Source organism: Geodermatophilus sp. SYSU D00698 (assembly GCF_054050335.1).
In genome coordinates this window covers 15,089-33,935 of sequence record NZ_JBJGZD010000005.1, presented here as the reverse complement: position 1 = coordinate 33,935, position 18,847 = coordinate 15,089, and the positions used below count along the sequence as shown (strand labels likewise).

The 18,847-nt window shown below is 75.9% G+C and carries 20 protein-coding genes; 8 read left to right on the top strand and 12 right to left on the bottom strand.

Translation table 11 applies throughout. The features are described from left to right. Positions 1-97: 97 nt before the first annotated feature. The 3 genes from nrdR to ACI8AB_RS06170 form a co-directional block, all read right to left on the bottom strand. Positions 98-643 carry a transcriptional regulator NrdR gene (gene nrdR, locus ACI8AB_RS06180; protein ID WP_387992657.1) on the bottom strand — a complete coding sequence of 182 codons (546 nt, stop codon included), beginning with the start codon at positions 641-643 and terminating at the stop codon, positions 98-100. A 489-nt stretch (positions 644-1,132) separates the two neighbouring features. Beyond that, on the bottom strand, positions 1,133-1,720 hold the full coding sequence (locus ACI8AB_RS06175; protein WP_456949372.1) for a hypothetical protein: 588 nt from the start codon (positions 1,718-1,720) through the stop codon (positions 1,133-1,135). A 117-nt stretch (positions 1,721-1,837) separates the two neighbouring features. Further along, on the bottom strand, positions 1,838-2,473 hold the full coding sequence (locus ACI8AB_RS06170; RefSeq protein WP_456949371.1) for a LysM peptidoglycan-binding domain-containing protein: 636 nt from the start codon (positions 2,471-2,473) through the stop codon (positions 1,838-1,840). A gap of 237 nt (positions 2,474-2,710) precedes the next feature. Between ACI8AB_RS06170 and lexA the strand changes: the two genes are divergently transcribed. Further along, a complete protein-coding gene (gene lexA / locus ACI8AB_RS06165) occupies positions 2,711-3,490 on the top strand; it encodes a transcriptional repressor LexA (RefSeq protein ID WP_456949370.1) in 780 nt (259 codons plus the stop codon). A 28-nt stretch (positions 3,491-3,518) separates the two neighbouring features. Here the strand turns inward: lexA and ACI8AB_RS06160 are convergent, their stop codons facing one another. The 3 genes from ACI8AB_RS06160 to hflX form a co-directional block, all read right to left on the bottom strand. Next, complete coding sequence (locus ACI8AB_RS06160; protein ID WP_456949369.1) at positions 3,519-4,589, bottom strand: hypothetical protein; 1,071 nt, start codon at positions 4,587-4,589, stop codon at positions 3,519-3,521. After that, on the bottom strand, positions 4,561-5,307 hold the full coding sequence (locus tag ACI8AB_RS06155) for a phosphatase PAP2 family protein (RefSeq protein ID WP_456949368.1): 747 nt from the start codon (positions 5,305-5,307) through the stop codon (positions 4,561-4,563). The genes ACI8AB_RS06160 and ACI8AB_RS06155 overlap by 29 nt, the downstream gene beginning before the upstream one ends. Before the next feature lie 114 nt (positions 5,308-5,421). Then, positions 5,422-6,885 carry a GTPase HflX gene (hflX, locus tag ACI8AB_RS06150; RefSeq protein ID WP_456949367.1) on the bottom strand — a complete coding sequence of 488 codons (1,464 nt, stop codon included), beginning with the start codon at positions 6,883-6,885 and terminating at the stop codon, positions 5,422-5,424. A 152-nt stretch (positions 6,886-7,037) separates the two neighbouring features. Here hflX and ACI8AB_RS06145 point away from each other — a divergent pair, with 152 nt between their 5' ends. Beyond that, positions 7,038-7,241, top strand: a complete 204-nt coding sequence (locus ACI8AB_RS06145; protein WP_456949366.1) for a hypothetical protein — start codon at positions 7,038-7,040, stop codon at positions 7,239-7,241. Here the strand turns inward: ACI8AB_RS06145 and dapF are convergent, their stop codons facing one another. From dapF to ACI8AB_RS06130, 3 genes are read right to left on the bottom strand one after another with little or no spacing between them, the layout of a single operon-like run. Further along, positions 7,242-8,132 (bottom strand): diaminopimelate epimerase, encoded by an 891-nt coding sequence (gene dapF / locus ACI8AB_RS06140; RefSeq protein ID WP_456949365.1) that lies wholly within the window; start codon positions 8,130-8,132, stop codon positions 7,242-7,244. It lies immediately after the preceding gene. Beyond that, the gene (gene miaA, locus ACI8AB_RS06135; protein ID WP_456949364.1) at positions 8,129-9,049 is read right to left on the bottom strand and encodes a tRNA (adenosine(37)-N6)-dimethylallyltransferase MiaA; all 921 of its coding nucleotides are present in this window, start codon (positions 9,047-9,049) and stop codon (positions 8,129-8,131) included. Before miaA ends, dapF begins: the two co-directional genes overlap by 4 nt. Then, the gene (locus ACI8AB_RS06130; RefSeq protein ID WP_456949363.1) at positions 9,046-9,750 is read right to left on the bottom strand and encodes a hypothetical protein; all 705 of its coding nucleotides are present in this window, start codon (positions 9,748-9,750) and stop codon (positions 9,046-9,048) included. The genes miaA and ACI8AB_RS06130 overlap by 4 nt, the downstream gene beginning before the upstream one ends. A gap of 40 nt (positions 9,751-9,790) precedes the next feature. Here ACI8AB_RS06130 and ACI8AB_RS06125 point away from each other — a divergent pair, with 40 nt between their 5' ends. Beyond that, positions 9,791-11,347 carry a DUF349 domain-containing protein gene (locus ACI8AB_RS06125; RefSeq protein WP_456949362.1) on the top strand — a complete coding sequence of 519 codons (1,557 nt, stop codon included), beginning with the start codon at positions 9,791-9,793 and terminating at the stop codon, positions 11,345-11,347. 53 nt (positions 11,348-11,400) lie between these two features. Here ACI8AB_RS06125 and miaB read toward each other — a convergent pair whose 3' ends face one another. After that, positions 11,401-12,852, bottom strand: a complete 1,452-nt coding sequence (gene miaB / locus ACI8AB_RS06120) for a tRNA (N6-isopentenyl adenosine(37)-C2)-methylthiotransferase MiaB (RefSeq protein ID WP_456949361.1) — start codon at positions 12,850-12,852, stop codon at positions 11,401-11,403. 112 nt (positions 12,853-12,964) lie between these two features. On the opposite strand from miaB, the gene ACI8AB_RS06115 reads away from it, so the two are divergent. The 5 genes from ACI8AB_RS06115 to ACI8AB_RS06095 all read left to right on the top strand — a co-directional run bounded on the left by ACI8AB_RS06115 (position 12,965) and on the right by ACI8AB_RS06095 (position 16,898). Further along, on the top strand, positions 12,965-13,720 hold the full coding sequence (locus ACI8AB_RS06115; RefSeq protein WP_387993657.1) for an amino acid ABC transporter ATP-binding protein: 756 nt from the start codon (positions 12,965-12,967) through the stop codon (positions 13,718-13,720). A 20-nt stretch (positions 13,721-13,740) separates the two neighbouring features. Then, a complete protein-coding gene (locus ACI8AB_RS06110; protein WP_387993660.1) occupies positions 13,741-14,634 on the top strand; it encodes a glutamate ABC transporter substrate-binding protein in 894 nt (297 codons plus the stop codon). Between the two features lie 85 nt (positions 14,635-14,719). After that, on the top strand, positions 14,720-15,370 hold the full coding sequence (locus tag ACI8AB_RS06105; protein WP_456949360.1) for an amino acid ABC transporter permease: 651 nt from the start codon (positions 14,720-14,722) through the stop codon (positions 15,368-15,370). Next, a complete protein-coding gene (locus tag ACI8AB_RS06100) occupies positions 15,367-16,260 on the top strand; it encodes an amino acid ABC transporter permease (RefSeq protein ID WP_456904205.1) in 894 nt (297 codons plus the stop codon). Before ACI8AB_RS06105 ends, ACI8AB_RS06100 begins: the two co-directional genes overlap by 4 nt. A gap of 110 nt (positions 16,261-16,370) precedes the next feature. Beyond that, a complete protein-coding gene (locus ACI8AB_RS06095; RefSeq protein WP_456949359.1) occupies positions 16,371-16,898 on the top strand; it encodes a hypothetical protein in 528 nt (175 codons plus the stop codon). Positions 16,899-16,979: 81 nt separating this feature from the next. Here ACI8AB_RS06095 and ACI8AB_RS06090 read toward each other — a convergent pair whose 3' ends face one another. Together ACI8AB_RS06090 and recA are read right to left on the bottom strand one after the other, a co-directional pair. Further along, positions 16,980-17,483 carry a regulatory protein RecX gene (locus ACI8AB_RS06090; RefSeq protein WP_456949358.1) on the bottom strand — a complete coding sequence of 168 codons (504 nt, stop codon included), beginning with the start codon at positions 17,481-17,483 and terminating at the stop codon, positions 16,980-16,982. Between the two features lie 239 nt (positions 17,484-17,722). After that, positions 17,723-18,754 (bottom strand): recombinase RecA, encoded by a 1,032-nt coding sequence (gene recA, locus ACI8AB_RS06085; protein WP_387993673.1) that lies wholly within the window; start codon positions 18,752-18,754, stop codon positions 17,723-17,725. Positions 18,755-18,847: the final 93 nt, after the last annotated feature.

Below are 18,847 nucleotides of genomic sequence, written 5' to 3'. Positions count from 1 at the left end.
AGAGCCACCCTGTTCCTATCTGGTCCTGCTGACGGTTCCGGTGGTGCTGAGAGGGCCGGCGACGCTGCCGGCGCACGTCTGGTCGCGCGGGCGGCGGTCAGCCGTCGCGGGCGGTGGAGGGGGTGCGGGCGGAGCCCCGGCGGCGCGGCGCCGGCGGCTCGATCTGCAGCCCGGGCAGCGGCGGGGTGCCGCCGCGGTGGTGGCGGGCCCGCAGCTCGGTGATCTCCTTCTCGAAGTCCTCGACCGAGGTGAAGGCGCGGTAGACGCTGGCGAAGCGCAGGTAGGCGACCTCGTCGAGCTCGCGCAGCGGCTGCAGGATGGCCAGCCCCACCTCGTGGCTGGGGACCTCGGCCACGCCGCTGGCGCGGATGGCGTCCTCGACCTGCTGGGCCAGCTGCTGGAGCTGGTCCTCGTCGACCGGCCGGCCCTGGCAGGCACGCCGCACGCCGGCGACGACCTTGGTCCGGTTGAACGGCTCGCTCACCCCGCTGCGCTTGACGACGGCGAGCACCGCCTCCTCGACGGTGGTGAACCGGCGGCCGCAGGCCGGGCACGAGCGGCGGCGACGGGTGGTGGCCCCCTCGTCGGCCTCGCGCGAGTCGATCACGCGGCTGTCGGGGTTGTGGCAGAACGGGCAGCGCACTGCGGTTCACCTCCCTCCGCGGAAGACCCGCCCGGACCGGGGACCCCGGCTCGGGCGGCTCGTGCCGGCGGGCTCGTCCGGTCCTGCCGGACCCGCCCGCCTGCGTCTGTCTGTGGACCCCTCTGGGGACATCCGGTGGACACCCCGTGGAGGTCCTGAGGACGGCCTGTGGAGGACTTCCATCGGTGCAACTACTAGATGTAGGGGGACAGTAGGCCGCGCTCCACTACATCTGCAAGACGAGAACCCGCGTGTCTCTTCCACCGAGATCCGGCCGTGACCCCGTGGTGACCAGGCGCGAGCAGGGACCCCTCCCGTCACACGACACGCCGGGGTACCGCGCGTGTCGGCGCGCGGGAGGGGTCGTGCGGGTGTACCCGGCCGCAGCCGGCAGGACGCGGGCGGGCACCCGGAGGGCGCGCAGGCGCCTCCCGGGGACGCCGGTGGAGGTGTGCGGAGGGGCCGCCGGGGACACGCCCCGGCGACGGGTCAGGCGGTGGGGCGGACGGCGGGACGACCGCCGCGGGGGTGGGGCACCAGGTCACCGAGCCGGATCGGGCGGGTCAGCATGTCCGGCTCGTCGGCGACCGCACCGCCGGCCGGGGCCGGGCAGGTGACGACCGGCATCTCGGCGGTCGCCGCGCGGTGCCGGCCCGAACCGCCGGGCGCGCGGTGCCGGCCCACGGCGGACGGGGCGACGGCGGGCTGCTCGGCGGTGACGTCGCCACCGTGCCGGCGGACGCCCCGGCGCGCGGGGCGCGCCCCCGGGACGACGGCGCGCGGGCCGACGGCCGGCATCACGACCGTCCCCGCCGCGTCGGCGGCACCGTCCGCGCGGCCGGACGCCAGCGTCAGGTGCCGCTCGGGCAGCCGGACGGCGACCAGGTCCACCCAGGCCTCCTGCTCCCCCACGGCCACTCCGGCGTCGCGCAGCCGGACCCGGGCCTCGCAGCCGCCGGTCGCGTCGTGCCGCCAGCCGAGCATGGCGCCCGGCACCCAGGCGCCGTCCACGAGGACCTCGACGTCCTGCGGGGAGCGGAAGGTCACCGCTGCGCTGCTGTTCACGGCTGCTGACACGCTCCTGACCGTAAGTGTCCTGATGACTCCGGACCGTCAACGACCGGGCCCGGAGGGTTGACGAAGTCACCGGCGCGCTCTCGTCACTTCTCGTGACGACGACGCCGGGCGGAGCGCCTACGGCAGGCGCAGCACCTGCCCGGGGACGACGACCGCCCCCTCCAGGTCGTTGAGCGCCTGGATCGCGTCGACCACCGCGCGCACGTCCTGGCCGGCGCCGGCGACCTCCGCGGCGATCGACCACACCGTGTCACCGCTCTCGACCACGACACTGCTCTCGCCGGCCAGGCGCAGGCCGTCGTCGGGAGCGAGGAATCCGCGGCCGAGGGCGGCGCCGCCGACGCCGGCGGCGAGGACCAGCACGGTGACCAGGCGGCGCCCGCGGCGGGTCAGCCGCACCGGCGCCGGGGCCGGTGCGCACCGCGCGCGGACGGCGGCCCGGGCGGGCTCCGAGCGCACCGGCCGCCCGCTCGGGCGGGCCGGGTCGCGGCGGGTGCGCGGCCCCTCGGCGGCCGGGCCGGCGGTGCGCGCGGGAGCCGCGGCGGGACGGTCGGGCACCGGCCGCAGGTGCCCGGTGACGCGGGGACCGGAGCCCGGCAGGGCGGCGCGCTGCGCCGGCCGGCCGGCGCCACCCGGGGAGGCGGACCGGCGTGCGCCGGCGGACGCGGTCGCGACCTCCCCGCGGAGCGGCGGCCGCCACGGGACCCGGACCGCCGCGTCGAACTCGAGCACTGCCTGCCGCACGCTGCCCATGACCGCTCCTCCTGATCGGGTCGAACGCTTCGAACGCGTGTTCGATCGAACGTCTGTCCGGATGTCTACCGCACGGGTCCGACGAGTGCGAGAGCGGCGCGGCGTGTCCTTCGAACACACGTTTGAACCTGCGGCGCCGGCGCGCTACGGTCCGTGCGGGCGTACCGCCCGCCGACCGGCCCCCGGGCCGGGAGGGCGACGGACGGGCCGCGGGGACGCGGCCGGCGAGGAGGAGACGTGGCGGGCACGAGCGGGACCGGCCAGGGCACCCGGGGCGGCGGCACGGCGACCCGCCGTCCGGCCGCGGAGCGCGGCGCCGGCACGGACGGCACGGGCGCCGTGCGCACCTTCCCCGACCGCGGGGAGGCCGGTGACGGCCTGACCCAGCGCCAGCGCCGGGTCCTCGAGGTCATCCGCGACTCGATCGAGCGGCGGGGCTACCCGCCCTCGGTCCGCGAGATCGGCGAGGCGGTCGGCCTGTCGTCGGCGTCGTCGGTCGCCCACCAGCTGTCGGTGCTGCAGAAGAAGGGCTGGCTGCGGCGCGACCCCAACCGGCCCCGCGCGCTCGACGTGCGGCTGCCCGGCGAGACCGCGGGCGAGGCCGCCCCGGCGGCACCCGCCGCGGCCGCCGACGGCTCGGCCGCCCCGACCTACGTGCCGCTGGTCGGGCGGATCGCGGCCGGTGGCCCGGTGCTCGCCGAGCAGGCCGTCGAGGACGTCTTCCCGCTGCCCCGCGAGCTCGTCGGCGAGGGCACGCTGTTCATGCTGCGCGTCGCCGGCGACTCGATGGTCGACGCGGCCATCTGCGACGGCGACTGGGTGGTCGTCCGCCAGCAGCCCACCGCCGAGAACGGCGAGATCGTCGCCGCGATGCTCGACGGCGAGGCCACCGTGAAGACCTACAAGCGCCGCGACGGGCACGTCTGGCTGCTGCCGCACAACCCGGCCTACGAGCCGATCCCCGGCGACGAGGCCACCATCCTCGGCCGCGTCGTCACGGTCCTGCGGCGGGTCTGAGCCGCAGGTCCCCCGCCGGCGCCGGAGCTCAGGCGCCGGCGGGCGGACCACCGGACCGGCGGCGGCGCAGTCGCCCGCCGATCCACACCAGCGCGGTCGCGACGACGGCGGCGGCCACGCCCGCGGTCACCGGCGAGAGGCCCGCGGGGTCCCCCCCGAGCAGCGCCGACGGCGAGGTGTCGGCGGCGTCGGACCCTGCCGGCGCGGGCGGCGCGGACCCCGCCGGGACCGGTACCGCGGTGACGTCCCCGGGCACGCCCTCGCCCGCCAGCAGCAGCGCGCGGCCGTCCGCGGTGAACGACACCGCCTCCCCCTGCGGCGCCTCGGGCAGCGCGATCCGCACCGGCTCGCCGGCCAGCGCCCCCGGGACGTCGGCACCGGTCAGCGGCCAGACGTAGGCGTCGGTGTACGTGCGCAGCGCGATGCGGCTGCCGTCGCGGGCGACCGCCCCGCCGGTGACCAGCAGCTGACCGGCCCGGCCCACGGGACCGCCCGGCGTGCCGGTGAGCGTGAACGCGACCGTGCCGACGTCGGCCAGCGCGACCGTGCCGCCGTCGACCAGCGGAGCGGCGGGCCGGTAGACGTGGCTGGCCCCGAGCACCTCCTTGGTCACCACGTACGGGGTGCCGTCGGGGGCCAGCAGCAGCGCCTCGGCGTCGTGCGGGCCGTCGGGATAGGTCAGCCGGTACAGCGCCGTCCCGCCGTCGGGGCGCAGCGCGACGAGCGCGACCGTCGTCCGGACCGTGGTGTTGTCGCCGGTGTCGGCCAGCCACACGGTGCCGTCGGGACCGACGCCGAGGTCCTCGGGGTCGTAGGGGTCCACCGGCGCGGTGGTCACGTCGACCACCTGGCACGCGTCGTCGAGCACGTACACGGCCACCTGGTCCCCGCCGTCGACCACGGCGAGCATCCGGTCGCCGACGTCGACGAGGCCGGAGAGCTCAGCCAGCCGCAGGTCGGTCACCTGGCAGCGGACCGACGGGGCGGCCGGCTCCTCGGCGCCGGCCGGGGCCGCCGGGAGGGCGAGCAGGCCCGCGGTCAGCAGGACGGCCGGTGCCCGCCGGGCGGCGCTACGCGGACGGGCGGCCGGCTCGGGCACTCGCCCAGCGTGACAGCACCAGCGCGTCCAGTGCGTGGACCACGCCCAGCAGCAGCAGCCCGACGGCCGCGCCCACCACGGCGTCGGTGACCCAGTGGAAGTCCAGCGAGACCATCGCGATCCCGGTGGCCACCGGCCCGACGACGGCCAGCCACCACAGCGTGCGCTGCACCCGCGGCCCGAGCCCGTACTCGACCGCCTGCCAGCGCGCCACGCCCCACATGAGCACCGCGTTGGCCACGTGCCCGGAGGGGTAGCTGGCGCCGTCGCGGTGGAAGAAGGAGCCGGGATAGGCGGGCGCGGTGCGGCCGGTGCCGAACTTGAACGCGTAGACGACGACGGTGAGCAGCGCCAGCGCCGTGACCACCCGCACCAGCGGCAGCAGCGTCCGTTCCCGCAGGCACAGCCAGCCGACCAGGGCGGCGAGCACGATGAGGATCGTCCCGCGGCCGCCGATCTGGGTGACCGCCCAGACCGGCCAGTAGGCCGGGGAGTTCCGCAGGTCCCAGGCGCTGACCACCTCGGAGACCTCGAGGTCCAGCCGCTCGAGCACCCCGCGGCTGAGCAGGTCGACGGTCACCCCGACGGTGACCGCGAACGCGACGACCAGCAGCCACCACGGCGGGCGCCCGGCACGCACCACGGCGGGCGGCCGGGCGGTCCGCTCCGGGCGCCCGGCCGGCGCGCCGGGAGTGCGCCGCACCACGCCGCTGGTCACCGGATCACGGTACCGGGCCGTGACCCGTCCGTGACCTCGGCGGGCCGGAACGGCGAGCCGCCCGGGCACCCGGCGCGGAGCCGGGCACCCGGGCGGCCCTGGGTGCAGTGGCGGTCAGCCGACCGGGACGGCGAACCGCTCGAGCGCGGCGGCCAGCCCGCCGTCGACGCGGGCGGTCAGCCGGGTGCCGGCGGCCTCGTGCTCCTCGCTGAGCACCTCGCCGTCGCGGTGCACGCGGGCGACCAGGTCGCCGCGGTCGTAGGGCACGAGCACCTCGACCTCGACGTCCGGGTGCGGCAGCCGGGCGGCCACGACCTCGCGCAGCTGCTCGAGGCCCTCACCGGTGCGCGCGGAGACCCAGACGGCACCGGGCAGCGCCCGGCGCAGGGTCAGCACGTCGTCCTCGGTCATGGCGTCGACCTTGTTGACGACGATCAGCTCGGGCACCGCCGCGGCGTCGATCTCCCGCAGCACCACGTGCACCGCGTCGATCTGGCCGAGCGGGTCGGGGTCGGAGCCGTCGACGACGTGCAGCAGCAGGTCGGCGCCGGCCACCTCCTCCAGCGTGGAGCGGAAGGCGTCGACGAGCTGGTGCGGCAGGTGCCGCACGAAGCCGACGGTGTCGGTGAGCGTGAACTCGCGGCCGTCGGGCGTCATGGCGCGGCGCACCGTCGGGTCGAGCGTGGCGAACAGCGCGTTCTCCACGAGCACGCCCGCGCCGGTCAGCCGGTTGAGCAGGCTGGACTTGCCGGCGTTGGTGTACCCGGCGATCGCCACGCTCGGGACGGCGTTGCGGCTGCGGGACTGCCGCTGGGTGACCCGGGCGGTGGCCATGCCGGTGATCTCCCGGCGCAGCCTGCTCATCCGGGACCGGATCCGCCGCCGGTCGGTCTCGATCTTGGTCTCACCGGGGCCGCGGGTACCGATGCCGCCACCGCCGGCGACACGCCCACCGGCCTGCCGGGACATCGACTCACCCCACCCGCGCAGGCGCGGCAGCATGTACTGCATCTGCGCCAGCTCGACCTGGGCCTTGCCCTCCCGGCTGGTGGCGTGCTGGGCGAAGATGTCGAGGATCAGCGCGGTCCGGTCGACCACCTTGACCTTGAGGATCTTCTCCAGCGCGTTGAGCTGGCCGGGGGTCAGCTCGCCGTCGCAGATCACGGTGTCGGCGCCGGTCGCGGCCACGATGTCGCGGATCTCGTTCGCCTTGCCCGAGCCCACGTAGGTGCCGGCGTCGGGCTTGTCCCGCCGCTGGCTCACCGCCTCGAGGACCTGGGAGCCCGCGGTCTCGGCGAGCGCGGCCAGCTCGGCCAGCGAGCGGTCGGCGTCGGCCTGGGTGCCCTCGGTCCACACGCCGACGAGCACCACGCGCTCGAGGCGCAGCTGCCGGTACTCGACCTCGGTGACGTCGGCGAGTTCGGTGGACAGCCCGGCGACCCGGCGCAGTGCGCCACGGGCCTCGAGGGCGTAGGAGCCGGTCGTGTCGTCGTCCTCGTCCCACTGGCCGGCCGGCGCGGGACGGGTCTCGGCGAGCGTGTCGTCGTCGAGCGGGGTGCTCTCGGGGGCGGTCGTCATCACGTCCAGCGTGACACGCGAGGCCGCGCCGGTCACCTGGGTTGTCGTCTCTGCAGTCGTCATACGTCCCCTACAACACCGGAACGGGTCAGGTGCATCCCGCCGGGAGGCGGGTAGGGCGGGACGGACACCACAGCCGAGGAGGAACTCCCGTGAGCACCAGCAGCGACGCCGGCACCGACGACCCCGGCCGCGACCCCGCCGGCCTCGAGGTGCCGCGCAACCCCTTCGGCGGCGCCGACCAGGACACCGGGGCCGGCAAGCCGCGCGGCACCGGCAACGTGGGCCCCGGCGACAAGCCCGAGGCGCCGACCGACGAGCCCGAGACGCGCGCCGACACCCCGGACACCCCCTAGTCAGGCGCCGAGCCACTCCCGGGTCAGCTCGCCGGAGGCGACGACGACGGCGGGACCGCGCAGCACCGTCGTCTCCGGGGAGACGTCCACCGTGAGCCGGCCGCCGGGGACGTCGACGACGACGGTGCCGCGCACCGCGGCGTCGTCCGCGCCCGCCGCCAGCGCCGCGTACGCCGTGGCGCAGGCGCCGGTGCCGCAGGAGCGAGTCTCCCCCACCCCGCGCTCGTGCACCCGCAGCCGCACGTGCGCGTCGGCGCCCTCGGCCGGGCTCGCGAGCACCCGCACGAACTCGACGTTGACGCCCTCGGGGAACAGGCCCGCGTCGAAGTCCGGCTGCCGGCCGAGGTCCAGGGCGTCGAGGTCGGCGTCGGTCAGGCAGACCAGGTGGGGGTTGCCCATCGACACCGCCTGACCGGGGAACGCCTGGCCGCCGACGGTGGCCTCGCCGCGGCCGAACGGCCGGGCCGGGCCCATGTCGACCCAGTAGGTTCCGTCGGCGCCCGCGCCGACCCGCCGCGGGCCGCCCCGGGTGCCGACCAGCACGCCGTCGGCGCAGGCGGCGCGGTCGAGCAGGCCCTCGGTGACCAGCGCGTGCAGGAACAGCCGGATGCCGTTGCCGCACATCTCCGCGTGCGAGCCGTCGGCGTTGCGGTGGTCCATGAACCACTCGCAGGCGTCGAGGGCGTCGCCGAGGACGGCGGGCGCGTCGGGCACGTGCCGGCTGCGCACGACCCGCAGGACGCCGTCGCCGCCGAGGCCGGCACGGCGCTCGCACAGCCGCTGCACGAGGGCGGCGTCGAGGCGGGCCTCGGGCCAGCGGTCCCCGTCGGGGTCGGGCAGGACGACGAAGTCGTTCTCGGTGCCGTGCCCGAGGAGGAACCGGTCGCTCACCGCCCGATCGTACGGCCGGCGAGCAGCGCCCCGACGGCGTCGGCGAGGTCGGGGCGGGCGGCGTCGAACCACGTCGTCGCCGCGTCCCGGCGGAACCAGGAGCGCTGACGGCGGACGAAGCGGCGGGTGGTGCCCACCGTCCGCTCGCGCGCCTCGTCAGCCGTGAGCGCGCCGTCGAGCTGGGCGAGCACCTGCGCGTAGCCGAGCGCCCGGGAGGCGGTGGGGCCCTCGCGCAGACCCTCGGCCACCAGCGCCTCGACCTCGGCGACGAACCCGGCGGCCCACATCCGGTCCACCCGGGCGGCGACCCGCTCGTCGAGCTCGGCGGGCTCGCGGTCCAGGCCGACGACCACCGCCGGGTAGTGCGGCCGCGGCTCGGGCAGCGTCGCGCGGAACGGCCGGCCGGTGATCTCCACGACCTCCAGCGCGCGCACGATCCGCCGCCCGTTCGACGGCAGGACCGCCGCCGCGGCGGCGGGGTCGACCGCGGCCAGCCGGGCGTGCAGCGCGGCGGGGCCGGACTCCTCCAGCTCCGCCTGCAGCCGGGCCCGCACGGCGGGGTCGGTGCCGGGGATGTCGAGGTCGTCGAGGACGGCGCGCACGTACAGCCCCGACCCGCCGACCAGCAGCGGCAGCACCCCGCGAGCCCGCAGCCGGTCCACCTCCGCCCGCGCCAGCCGCGCGTACTCGGCCACCGACGCCGCCTGCCGCACGGACCAGACGTCGAGCAGGTGGTGCGGCACGCCCTGCCGCTCGGCGAGGTCGGGCTTGGCGGTGCCGATGTCCATGCCGCGGTAGAGCTGCATCGAGTCGGCGTTGACCACCTCGCCGCCGAGCCGCTGCGCCAGCGTCACCGCGAGCGCGGTCTTGCCGGTCGCCGTCGGCCCCACGACGGCGACGACGGGCGGCGCCGTCACGGGGTGGTCCCGGCGGCCGTCCAGGACGCCACGAGGTAGCCCACGCCGAACGGGGCGTCGTCGAAGCGCAGCTCGGCGGCGACGTCCCGGCCGGCCAGCAGCGCGCCGGCCGCCCGCCAGGCCGGCACGCCGGCCGCCAGCAGCCGTTCCCCCTCGGCCGGGTCCAGCGCGGCGAGCGCGGCGGCGTCCCCGGCGGCCAGCGCCGCGGCGACGGCGGCGTCGAAGGGCGCGGCGGCGGGGTCGAGGTGGCCGGGCGCCTTCTCGCTGCGGCGCGCGGAGCCGTCGCCCATGACCAGCAGGCCGGCACCGGGCAGCTCCGCGACGGCGGCGGCGAGGTCGCCGGGGCCGACGCCGACGCGCGGGCCGGGGTGCCCGGCGCGGCGCAGCAGCCACGCGCCGACGGTCAGCGACAGCGGCAACCGCCGGCCGCCGGGCCGCACCTCCCCGTCCAGCGGCACCTCGACGTCCACGCCGAACCCGCGCAGGTCCCCGGCGTCGCCCGGGCCGTGCCGGCCCTCCGCGTCGGGGCCGACGACGACCACCGGGCCCGGTGCGGCCGCCACCAGTGCGGCGACCGCGTCGGTGCACGCGGCGAGCAGCGCGGCGGTGTCCGCGGCGGCCCGTCCGGCGACCTCGGGGAGCAGCAGCGGCGGGCACGGGCAGAACGCGACCGGGACGGCTGCGGCGGGACTGCTGCTCACCGGAGCAGTCTCGCCGATGCGGCGTGGGACACTGCGGTGCGTGTCGAGCACGACGAACCCCGGAGACGGGTCGCAGCAGGTCCCCACGCCCGAGACGGCGGGTCCCGACGCGGTCACCCCGGAGGCCGGGACGCCCGCCGCGCCCACCCCCGACGCGGCGGCGCTGGCCGACCCGGCGGCGGGCGGGAGCGCTCCCGAGGCCGAGGCCCCCGCCGCTGAGACCCCCGCTGCCGAGACCCCCGCCGCCGAGACCCCCGCCGCCGAGACCCCCGCCGCCGAGACCGCGACCCCCGAGACCGCGACCCCCGAGACCGCCGCCCCGGAGGCCGCCACCCCCGAGGCCGCGCCGCCCGCCGGGGTGGTGACCGCGCCGGCCGCCGAGGCGGCGTCGGACCCCGCGCAGTGGGGCCGGGTCGACGAGGACGGGACCGTCTACGTGCGCACCGCCGACGGCGAGCGCGCGGTCGGCTCCTGGCAGGCCGGCGACCCGGCCGCGGGCCTGGCGCACTTCGCCCGCCGCTACGACGACCTGGCGACCGAGGTCGGGCTGCTCGAGGCCCGGCTGAAGGCGCACACCGGCAACCCGAACGAGATCAAGGCCAAGGCGCAGGCGCTGGCCGACACCATCCCCGCGGCCACCGCCGTCGGCGACCTCGACGGGCTGGCCGCCCGCGCCCGCGCGATGGTCGACACCGCCGACTCCGCCGCCGCCGAGTCGCGCGCCGAGAAGGCCGCCGCCCGCGCCGCGCAGGTCGCCCGCAAGGAGGCGCTGGCCGCCGAGGCGGAGCAGATCGCCGCGGAGTCGACGTCGTGGAAGGCCGCCGGCGACCGGCTCAAGGCGATCGTCGAGGAGTGGAAGACCATCCGCGGGATCGACCGGAAGACCGACGAGGCGCTGTGGTCGCGCTTCGCGGCCGCCCGGGACGCCTTCGGCCGCCGCCGCGGCGCGCACTTCGCCGCCCTCGACGCCCAGCGCGGCGAGGCGCGCGCGGCCAAGCAGGAGCTCATCGCCGAGGCGCAGCAGTTGTCGACGTCGACCGACTGGGGCCCGACCAGCGCCGCGATGCGGTCGCTCATGGACCGCTGGAAGGCGGTGCCGCGCACCGGCCGCGACGGCGACGACGACCTGTGGAAGCAGTTCCGCGCCGCGCAGGACGTCTTCTTCACCGCCCGCGCGGAGTCGGACAAGGCGCGCAACTCCGAGCAGCTGGCCAACCAGCAGGCGAAGGAGGAGCTGCTGGCCGAGGCCGAGAAGCTCGACCCGTCGACCGACCTGCGCGGCGCCCAGGCCGCGCTGCGCCGGATCCAGGAGCGCTACGACGCCATCGGCCACGTGCCGCGCGGCGCGATGCGCTCGCTGGAGGACCGCATGCAGGCCGTCGAGCAGCGGGTCCGGGGCCCCGCGGACGCCGGCCGGGTGCGCACCGCGCCGGAGAACCCGATGGTCGCCTCGATGCGGGCCGCCGTCACCAAGGCCGAGGAGCAGCTGGCCAAGGCCGAGGCCTCCGGGGACGCGAAGCGGATCTCCCGGGCGCGGGCGGACCTGGAGACCCGCCGCGAGTGGCTGGCCGAGGCCGAGCGGTCCTCCCGCCGCTAGCCGTCCGCACACCGGAGGGGCCCGCCCGGGGATCCGGGCGGGCCCCTCCCGTGTCAGGCGGGTGCGCCGATGCGCGGCATGCCGAGCAGCACGCCGGGCGTGGTCGGGCGGGTTCCGGCCTCGTGCGCGTCGCCGGCGCGGGTGCGGCGGTGCGACAGCAGCGGGCCGTCGGCGACCAGGTGGTGCGGCGCGGCCGCGGTGACGACGGTCTCGACGACGTCGCCGGGTCGCACGCCCTCGCCGCCGGCGAAGTGCACCAGCCGCCCGTCGCGGGCGCGGCCGCTCATCCGGCCGGTGCGGGCGTCCTTGCTGCCCTCCCCCGCGGCGGCCAGCAGCTCCACCGTGCGGCCGACCTGCGCGCGGTTCTCCGCCCAGCTGATCTCGTCCTGCAGCGCGGTCAGCCGCAGGTAGCGCTCCTGCACGACCTCCTTGGGCAGCTGGCCGTCCATCGTGGCGGCCGGCGTCCCGGGACGCTTGGAGTACTGGAAGGTGAACGCGCTCGCGAAGCGGGCCCGCCGCACCACCTCGAGGGTCTGCTCGAAGTCGGCCTCGGTCTCGCCGGGGAACCCGACGATGACGTCCGTGGTGATCGCGGCGTCCGGCATGGCGGCGCGGACCCGGTCGATGATCCCGAGGTAGCGGTCCTGCCGGTAGCCGCGGCGCATGCGGCGCAGCACGTCATCGGACCCCGACTGCAGCGGCATGTGCAGCTGGTGGCACACCGCCGGCGTCTCGGCCATCGCCTCGATGACGTCGTCGGTGAACTCCCGCGGGTGCGGGCTGGTGAACCGGAGCCGCTCCAGGCCCTCGATCCGGCCGGCGGCGCGCAGCAGGTCGGCGAACGCGCCCCGGTCCCGGAACTCGACGCCGTAGGCGTTCACGTTCTGCCCGAGCAGGGTCACCTCGAGCACGCCCTGGTCGACCAGCGCCTGCACCTCGGCCAGGATCTCACCCGGCCGGCGGTCCTTCTCCTTGCCGCGCAGCGCCGGGACGATGCAGAACGTGCAGGTGTTGTTGCAGCCGACGCTGATCGACACCCACCCGGAGTAGGCGGAGTCCCGCTTGGCCGGCAGCGTCGAGGGGAAGACCTCGAGTGCCTCGGCGATCTCCACCTGCGCCTCGGCGTTGTGCCGGGCCCGCTCCAGCAGCGCCGGCAGCGACCCGACGTTGTGCGTCCCGAAGACGACGTCGACCCACGGCGCCCGCTGCACGATCTCGCCGCGGTCCTTCTGCGCCAGGCACCCGCCGACGGCGATCTGCATGCCCGGGTGCGCGTCCTTCACCGGGCGCAGGTGGCCGAGGTTGCCGTAGAGGCGGTTGTCGGCGTTCTCCCGCACGGCGCAGGTGTTGAGCACGACGACGTCCGCGTCCTCGCCCTCGGGCGCCGCCGCGTAGCCGGCGGCCTCCAGCAGCCCGGACAGCCGCTCGGAGTCGTGCACGTTCATCTGGCACCCGTAGGTGCGCACCCGGTAGGTGCGCGGCGGGCTGGCGACCTCGGTTCCCATGACGCCTGCGAGGGTACGGCGCGACACCGGTCACACGGCGTCACCGCCTTCGTTACTCGACCGTGACGCCCCCGGGACGTCGGCACCTGCTCACGGCCCTAGGGTTCCGGACGTGACCAGCCAGCTCGCCGGAGGACCTCTCGTCCAGCTGACCGGCGTCAACAAGTGGTTCGGTGACCTGCACGTCCTGCAGGACATCGACCTCTCGATCGACCGCGGCGAGGTCGTCGTGGTCATCGGGCCGTCCGGGTCGGGCAAGTCGACGCTGTGCCGCGCGATCAACCGGCTGGAGGCCATCCAGCAGGGCGAGATCCGCATCGACGGCGAGAAGCTGCCCGAGGAGGGCAAGGCGCTCGCCCGGCTGCGCAGCGACGTCGGGATGGTCTTCCAGAGCTTCAACCTCTTCGCCCACAAGACGATCCTCGAGAACGTCACCCTCGCCCCGACGCGCGTGCGCCGGATGCCGAAGGCCGACGCCGAGCGGCGGGCGCGCGAGCTGCTCGACCGGGTCGGCGTCGGGCACCAGGCCGACAAGTACCCCGCCCAGCTGTCGGGCGGCCAGCAGCAGCGCGTGGCCATCGCCCGCGCGCTGGCCATGGACCCCAAGGTCATCCTCTTCGACGAGCCGACGTCGGCCCTCGACCCCGAGATGATCAACGAGGTCCTCGACGTCATGACCTCGCTGGCCCGCGAGGGCATGACGATGGTCGTCGTCACCCACGAGATGGGCTTCGCCCGCCGGGCGGCCAACCGGGTGGTGTTCATGGACGGCGGCCGGATCGTCGAGTCCGCCGACCCGGAGACCTTCTTCACCAGCCCGCGCTCGGAGCGGGCCCGCGACTTCCTGTCCAAGATCCTCAACCACTGACCCACCCGGGAGGACACCCCATGCGCAGCACCCGACGGCTCGCGGCCCTGGCCACCCTCGGCCTGGCCCTGGCCGCCTGCTCCAGCGAGGCGGGCACCCAGGCCGAGGAGTCGGCCGAGAACACCGCCGAGGTCCAGGAGGACGTCGAGTTCGAGGCCGGCACGACGATGGCCGAGCTCAACGAGGCCGGTGCCATCACCATCGGCACCAAGTTCGACCAGCCCGGCTTCGGCCTGCTCAACCCGCAGACCGGGGACCCCGAGGGCTTCGACGTCGAGATCGCCAAGATCGTCGCGGCCGAGCTGGGCATCCCGGAGGACGGCATCACCTGGACCGAGACGGTGTCGGCCAACCGGGAGCCGTTCATCCAGAACGGCCAGGTCGACATGGTCGTGGCCACCTACACGATCAACGACGCCCGCAAGCAGGTCGTGGACTTCGCCGGGCCGTACTACATCGCGGGCCAGGACATCATGGTCGCCGAGGGCAACCCCGAGGGCATCGAGGGCCCCGACGACCTGGCCGGGAAGACCGTGTGCTCGGTCGAGGGCTCGACGCCCGCGCAGAACATCCGGGACAACTACCCGCAGGCCCAACTGGTCACCTACGACGTCTACTCCAAGTGCGCCGACGACCTGCGCAACGGCAACGTGCAGGCGGTGACGACGGACAACGTCATCCTCACCGGCCTGGTCGCCGGCAGCGACGGCGCCTTCGAGCTGGTGGGCAACCCGTTCACCGAGGAGCCCTACGGCATCGGGCTCGAGCTCGGCGACACGGACTTCCGCAACTTCATCAACGACGTCCTCGAGGAGTCCTTCGAGGACGGCCGCTGGGCCGACGCGTGGGACCGCACCGCCGGCTCCATCACCGGCGAGGAGGCCCCCGAGCCGCCGACGGTCGACCGGTACTGATCCCACTCGACCCGGACGGACGCGACGCCGCCGGGCGGGCTCCCGCCCGGCGGCGTCGCCCCGTCCCCGACCTCCCGAGGGCGCGGTGCAGTTCCTCAGCGACAACTCCGACCTGTTGTGGAGCGCGTTCCTGACGACGCTCTCCCTCGCCGTCGTCAGCGGCGTGTGCGCCCTGGTGCTCGGCACCGTGCTCGCGGGCATGCGGGTGAGCCCCGTCCCGCCGCTGCGCGGGCTGGCGACCTTCTACGTCGAGGTCTTCCGCAACACCCCGCTGACGGTGGTGTTCTTCTTCCTCGCCTTCGGCATCGTGCAGATCGACCTGCAGTTCCCGAGCCGGTTCATCACCGCCGTCGCCGCGCTGTCGCTCTACACCGCCGCGTTCGTCTGCGAGGCGCTGCGCTCGGGCATCAACGCCGTCCCGCCGGGGCAGGCGGAGGCCGCCCGCGCGCTGGGCCTGACCTTCGGCCAGTCGCTGCGCCAGGTGGTGCTCCCCCAGGCCTTCCGCACCGTGGTGCCGCCGCTGGGCAACGTGTGGATCGCGCTGGCGAAGAACACCTCGATCGCCGCCGGCTTCGCGGTGACGGACCTGACCGCCGCCCTGCAGCGGCTGGCCAACACCAACGCCGACCAGCTGCTCGCCGTGTTCGCCGCGGTCGTCGCCGGCTACCTGGTCATCACACTGCCCTCCGCCTGGCTGATCCGGGTGGTCGAGACCCGGGTGGCGATCGTCCGATGAGCAGCACCGTCCTGTTCGACCTGCCCGGCCCGCAGGCCCGCCGCCGCCAGCGGATCGGCACCGTCGTCGGCGCGCTGGTCATCGCGGCCCTCGTCGGGTGGGCACTGTGGCGCCTGGGCGTCAACGGCCAGCTCGAGCCCGACCGCTGGGCCATCCTGTTCGACCCGGCGTCCGGGGTGCCGCAGGCGCTGTGGGAGGGCCTGGTCAACACCCTCGCCGCGGCGGCCGTCGGCATGGTGCTGGCCACCCTGCTCGGCGCGCTGCTCGCCGTGGGGCGGCTGTCCGACCACGCCTGGGTGCGGGCCCCGGTCGGTGTGGTGATCGAGTTCTTCCGCGCCGTGCCGCTGCTGATCCTGATCCTGTTCTGCCTGCTGTTCCTGCCGACCGTCGGCGTCCCGATGACCGCGTTCCGCGCGCTGGTCCTCGGCCTGACGCTCTACAACATGGCCGTGCTGGCCGAGATCTTCCGCGCCGGCATCCTGTCGGTGGACCGCGGGCAGCGGGAGGCGGCCTTCGCCCTCGGCATGCGCAAGACGCAGGTCATGACCCTGGTCCTGCTGCCCCAGGCGGTGCGGCGGATGCTGCCGGTGCTGGTGGCCCAGCTGGTGGTGCTGCTCAAGGACTCGTCGCTGGGCTTCATCGTCGGCTACGTCGAGCTGCTGCGGACCGCCCGGAGCCTGGTGGAGTTCTTCGCCTTCTCCTTCGGCAACACCTACACGTTCCAGCTGTACGTGGCCGCCGCGGTGATCTACATCGTGGTCAACGTGCTGCTGTCCTGGCTGGCCAGGTACGTGGAGAAGCGCACCCGGCGGAACACGAAGGCGGCCGCGGCCAAGGACGTCGAGCTGCCCGCCGACGTGCAGATGGGCGGGGGCGGCGGGCCGGTCTGACCCGGGGGCCGCGGGACACGGAACGGTCACGCGGCGTCCCGTCCGCCCCGCCGCGCACCCCGGGCCCGTCGGTGGTCAGCCCGCGCGGCGGGGCTGCCGAGAGGGGACCCGTGGACACCGCTCTCCGCCCCGCCGTGCCGCCGCTGCCCTCGGTGGTGCGCCTGCCCGAGGGACAGGTCGACGTCGCCCAGGACTTCGTGACCCGCCTGCGCGCGGCCGCCGTGCAGTTCGCCGTCGCCGCCGGTGCCCAGACCGCCGTGGTCCGCGAGGCCGTGCCGCCGGCCCGGCACCGGCGGGCCCGCTGCCGGGTGGTGCTGCGCGCCGCCGACGGCAGCGAGCGCGACCTGACCTTCCTCGGCCCGGTCAGCCGGCCGGCCGTGCTGCCCGACCGCACGTTCGAGCAGCAGATCCAGCAGTGGCTGGCCGCCCGGGTGGGCGACGAGGGCGAGTGGCTGGTGGCCGACGACGAGGCGCCCGACGGCGTCGCCGTGGACCTCACCGCGTGGACCGGCCGGCCCGCGGCGGCCGGCCTGCCGACCCAGGCGATGCCGCTGCAGAGGGCCCAGGCGGTCCCGGGGCCCGCGCACGCGCCGGCGACCGCAGCGGTGCCCGCCGTCGCCACCCCGCTCGCGGGCTGACCCCACTCCGGACGGACAGCGGCCGGTCGCCCCGAGGGCGGCCGGCCGCTGGCGTTCCGTGGACGGACGGGGACGGGCCCGTCAGAGGTCGGCGTCGCCCCAGCCCGCGGAGTCCTCGTCGGGGTCGGTGCCGAAGCCGGTCTCGTCCATGACCTCGCGCACCACGCCCGCGGCCAGGCCGCCGTTGTAGCCCTTGCGCGCGAGCATCCCGACCAGCCGGCGGGTGGCGGTGACCCGGTCCACCCGGCGCAGCGCCGGGAGCCGGCGCTCCACCAGGTGGCGGGCGGCGGCCCGCTCGTCCTCCTCGTCGACCTGCGCGAGGGCCTGCTCGGCGTCCTCGCCGTCGACGCCCTTGGCGCGCAGCTCGGCGCGCAGCGCCCGCCGGGCCAGGCCGCGGCCGGCCTGCCGGGAGCTCACCCACGCGCGGGCGAAGGCGGCGTCGTCGATGAGCCCGACGTCGCCGAACCGGTCGAGGACCGCGGTCGCGGCCTCCTCCGGGACGCCGCGGCGCTCGAGCAGGTCGGCCAGCTGCCGGCGGGTCCTGGCCGCGCCGGTCAGGGCCCGCAGGCAGATGGCCCGGGCCACCGACTCCGGGTCCCCCGGGTCGTCGGCGTCGCGGTCCCAGGGGACGGGTGCGGTCCCCGCACCGGCGGCGGCCGGGCCGTCCGGGTCAGGGGACGGCCCGGACCGCCGCCGCCCGCGCCCACCCCGGCCCGGGGAGCCCGGCTGGCGAGCTCCCCGGGCGCGGCGGCCTGCGGGGCGATCGGCCTGCTCGGGCCCGGCCTCCTCGGGGGCCGGGCCGGACCAGCCGGTCACGAGGTCGCTCAGAAGTCGACCGGGTCAGCGGCCGGGGCGTCGACCTGCGGGCCGATGCCCAGCTTCTCCTTGACCTTCTTCTCGATCTCGTCGGCGAGGTCGGGGTTGTCGCGCAGGAACGTGCGGACGTTCTCCTTGCCCTGGCCGAGCTGGTCGCCCTCGTACGTGTACCAGGCACCGGACTTGCGGATGAAGCCCTGCTCGACGCCGGCGTCGATGAGGCCGCCCTCGCGGCTGAACCCGACGCCCCACAGCAGGTCGAGCTCGGCCTGCTTGAACGGCGCGGCGACCTTGTTCTTGACGACCTTGACGCGGACCCGGCTGCCGACGGCCTCGGTGCCCTGCTTGAGGGTCTCGATCCGGCGGACGTCCAGGCGGACCGACGAGTAGAACTTCAGCGCGCGGCCACCGGTGGTCACCTCGGGCGAGCCGTAGACGATGCCGACCTTCTCGCGCAGCTGGTTGATGAAGATCGCGGTGGTGCCCGAGTTGTTCAGCGCACCGGTGATCTTCCGCAGCGCCTGGCTCATGAGGCGGGCCTGCAGGCCGACGTGGCTGTCACCCATCTCGCCCTCGATCTCGGCGCGGGGCACGAGGGCCGCCACGGAGTCGATGACGATGATGTCGAGCGCGCCGGAGCGGATCAGCATGTCGGCGATCTCGAGGGCCTGCTCACCGGTGTCGGGCTGGCTGACCAGCAGCGCGTCGGTGTCGACGCCGATGGCCCGGGCGTACTCCGGGTCGAGCGCGTGCTCGGCGTCGATGAAGGCCGCGATGCCGCCGGCGGCCTGGGCGTTGGCCACCGCGTGCAGGGCGACCGTGGTCTTGCCGGAGGCCTCCGGGCCGTAGACCTCGATGATGCGGCCGCGGGGCAGGCCGCCGATGCCGAGCGCGATGTCGAGGGCGATCGAGCCGGTCGGGATGACCTTGATCGCCTGCGCGGTGCTGTCGCCCAGGCGCATGACCGAGCCCTTGCCGAACTGCTTGTCGATCTGGGCGAGGGCCATGTCGAGGGCCTTGTCGCGGTCGAGCGTTGCCATGGTGCTCACCTTCGGGAAGTCGCGTGTCGTGGAGTCGATGCGGTGTCGGAGGGGAACGCTAGGCCGGGGGTCTGACACTTTCCGGTGACCGAC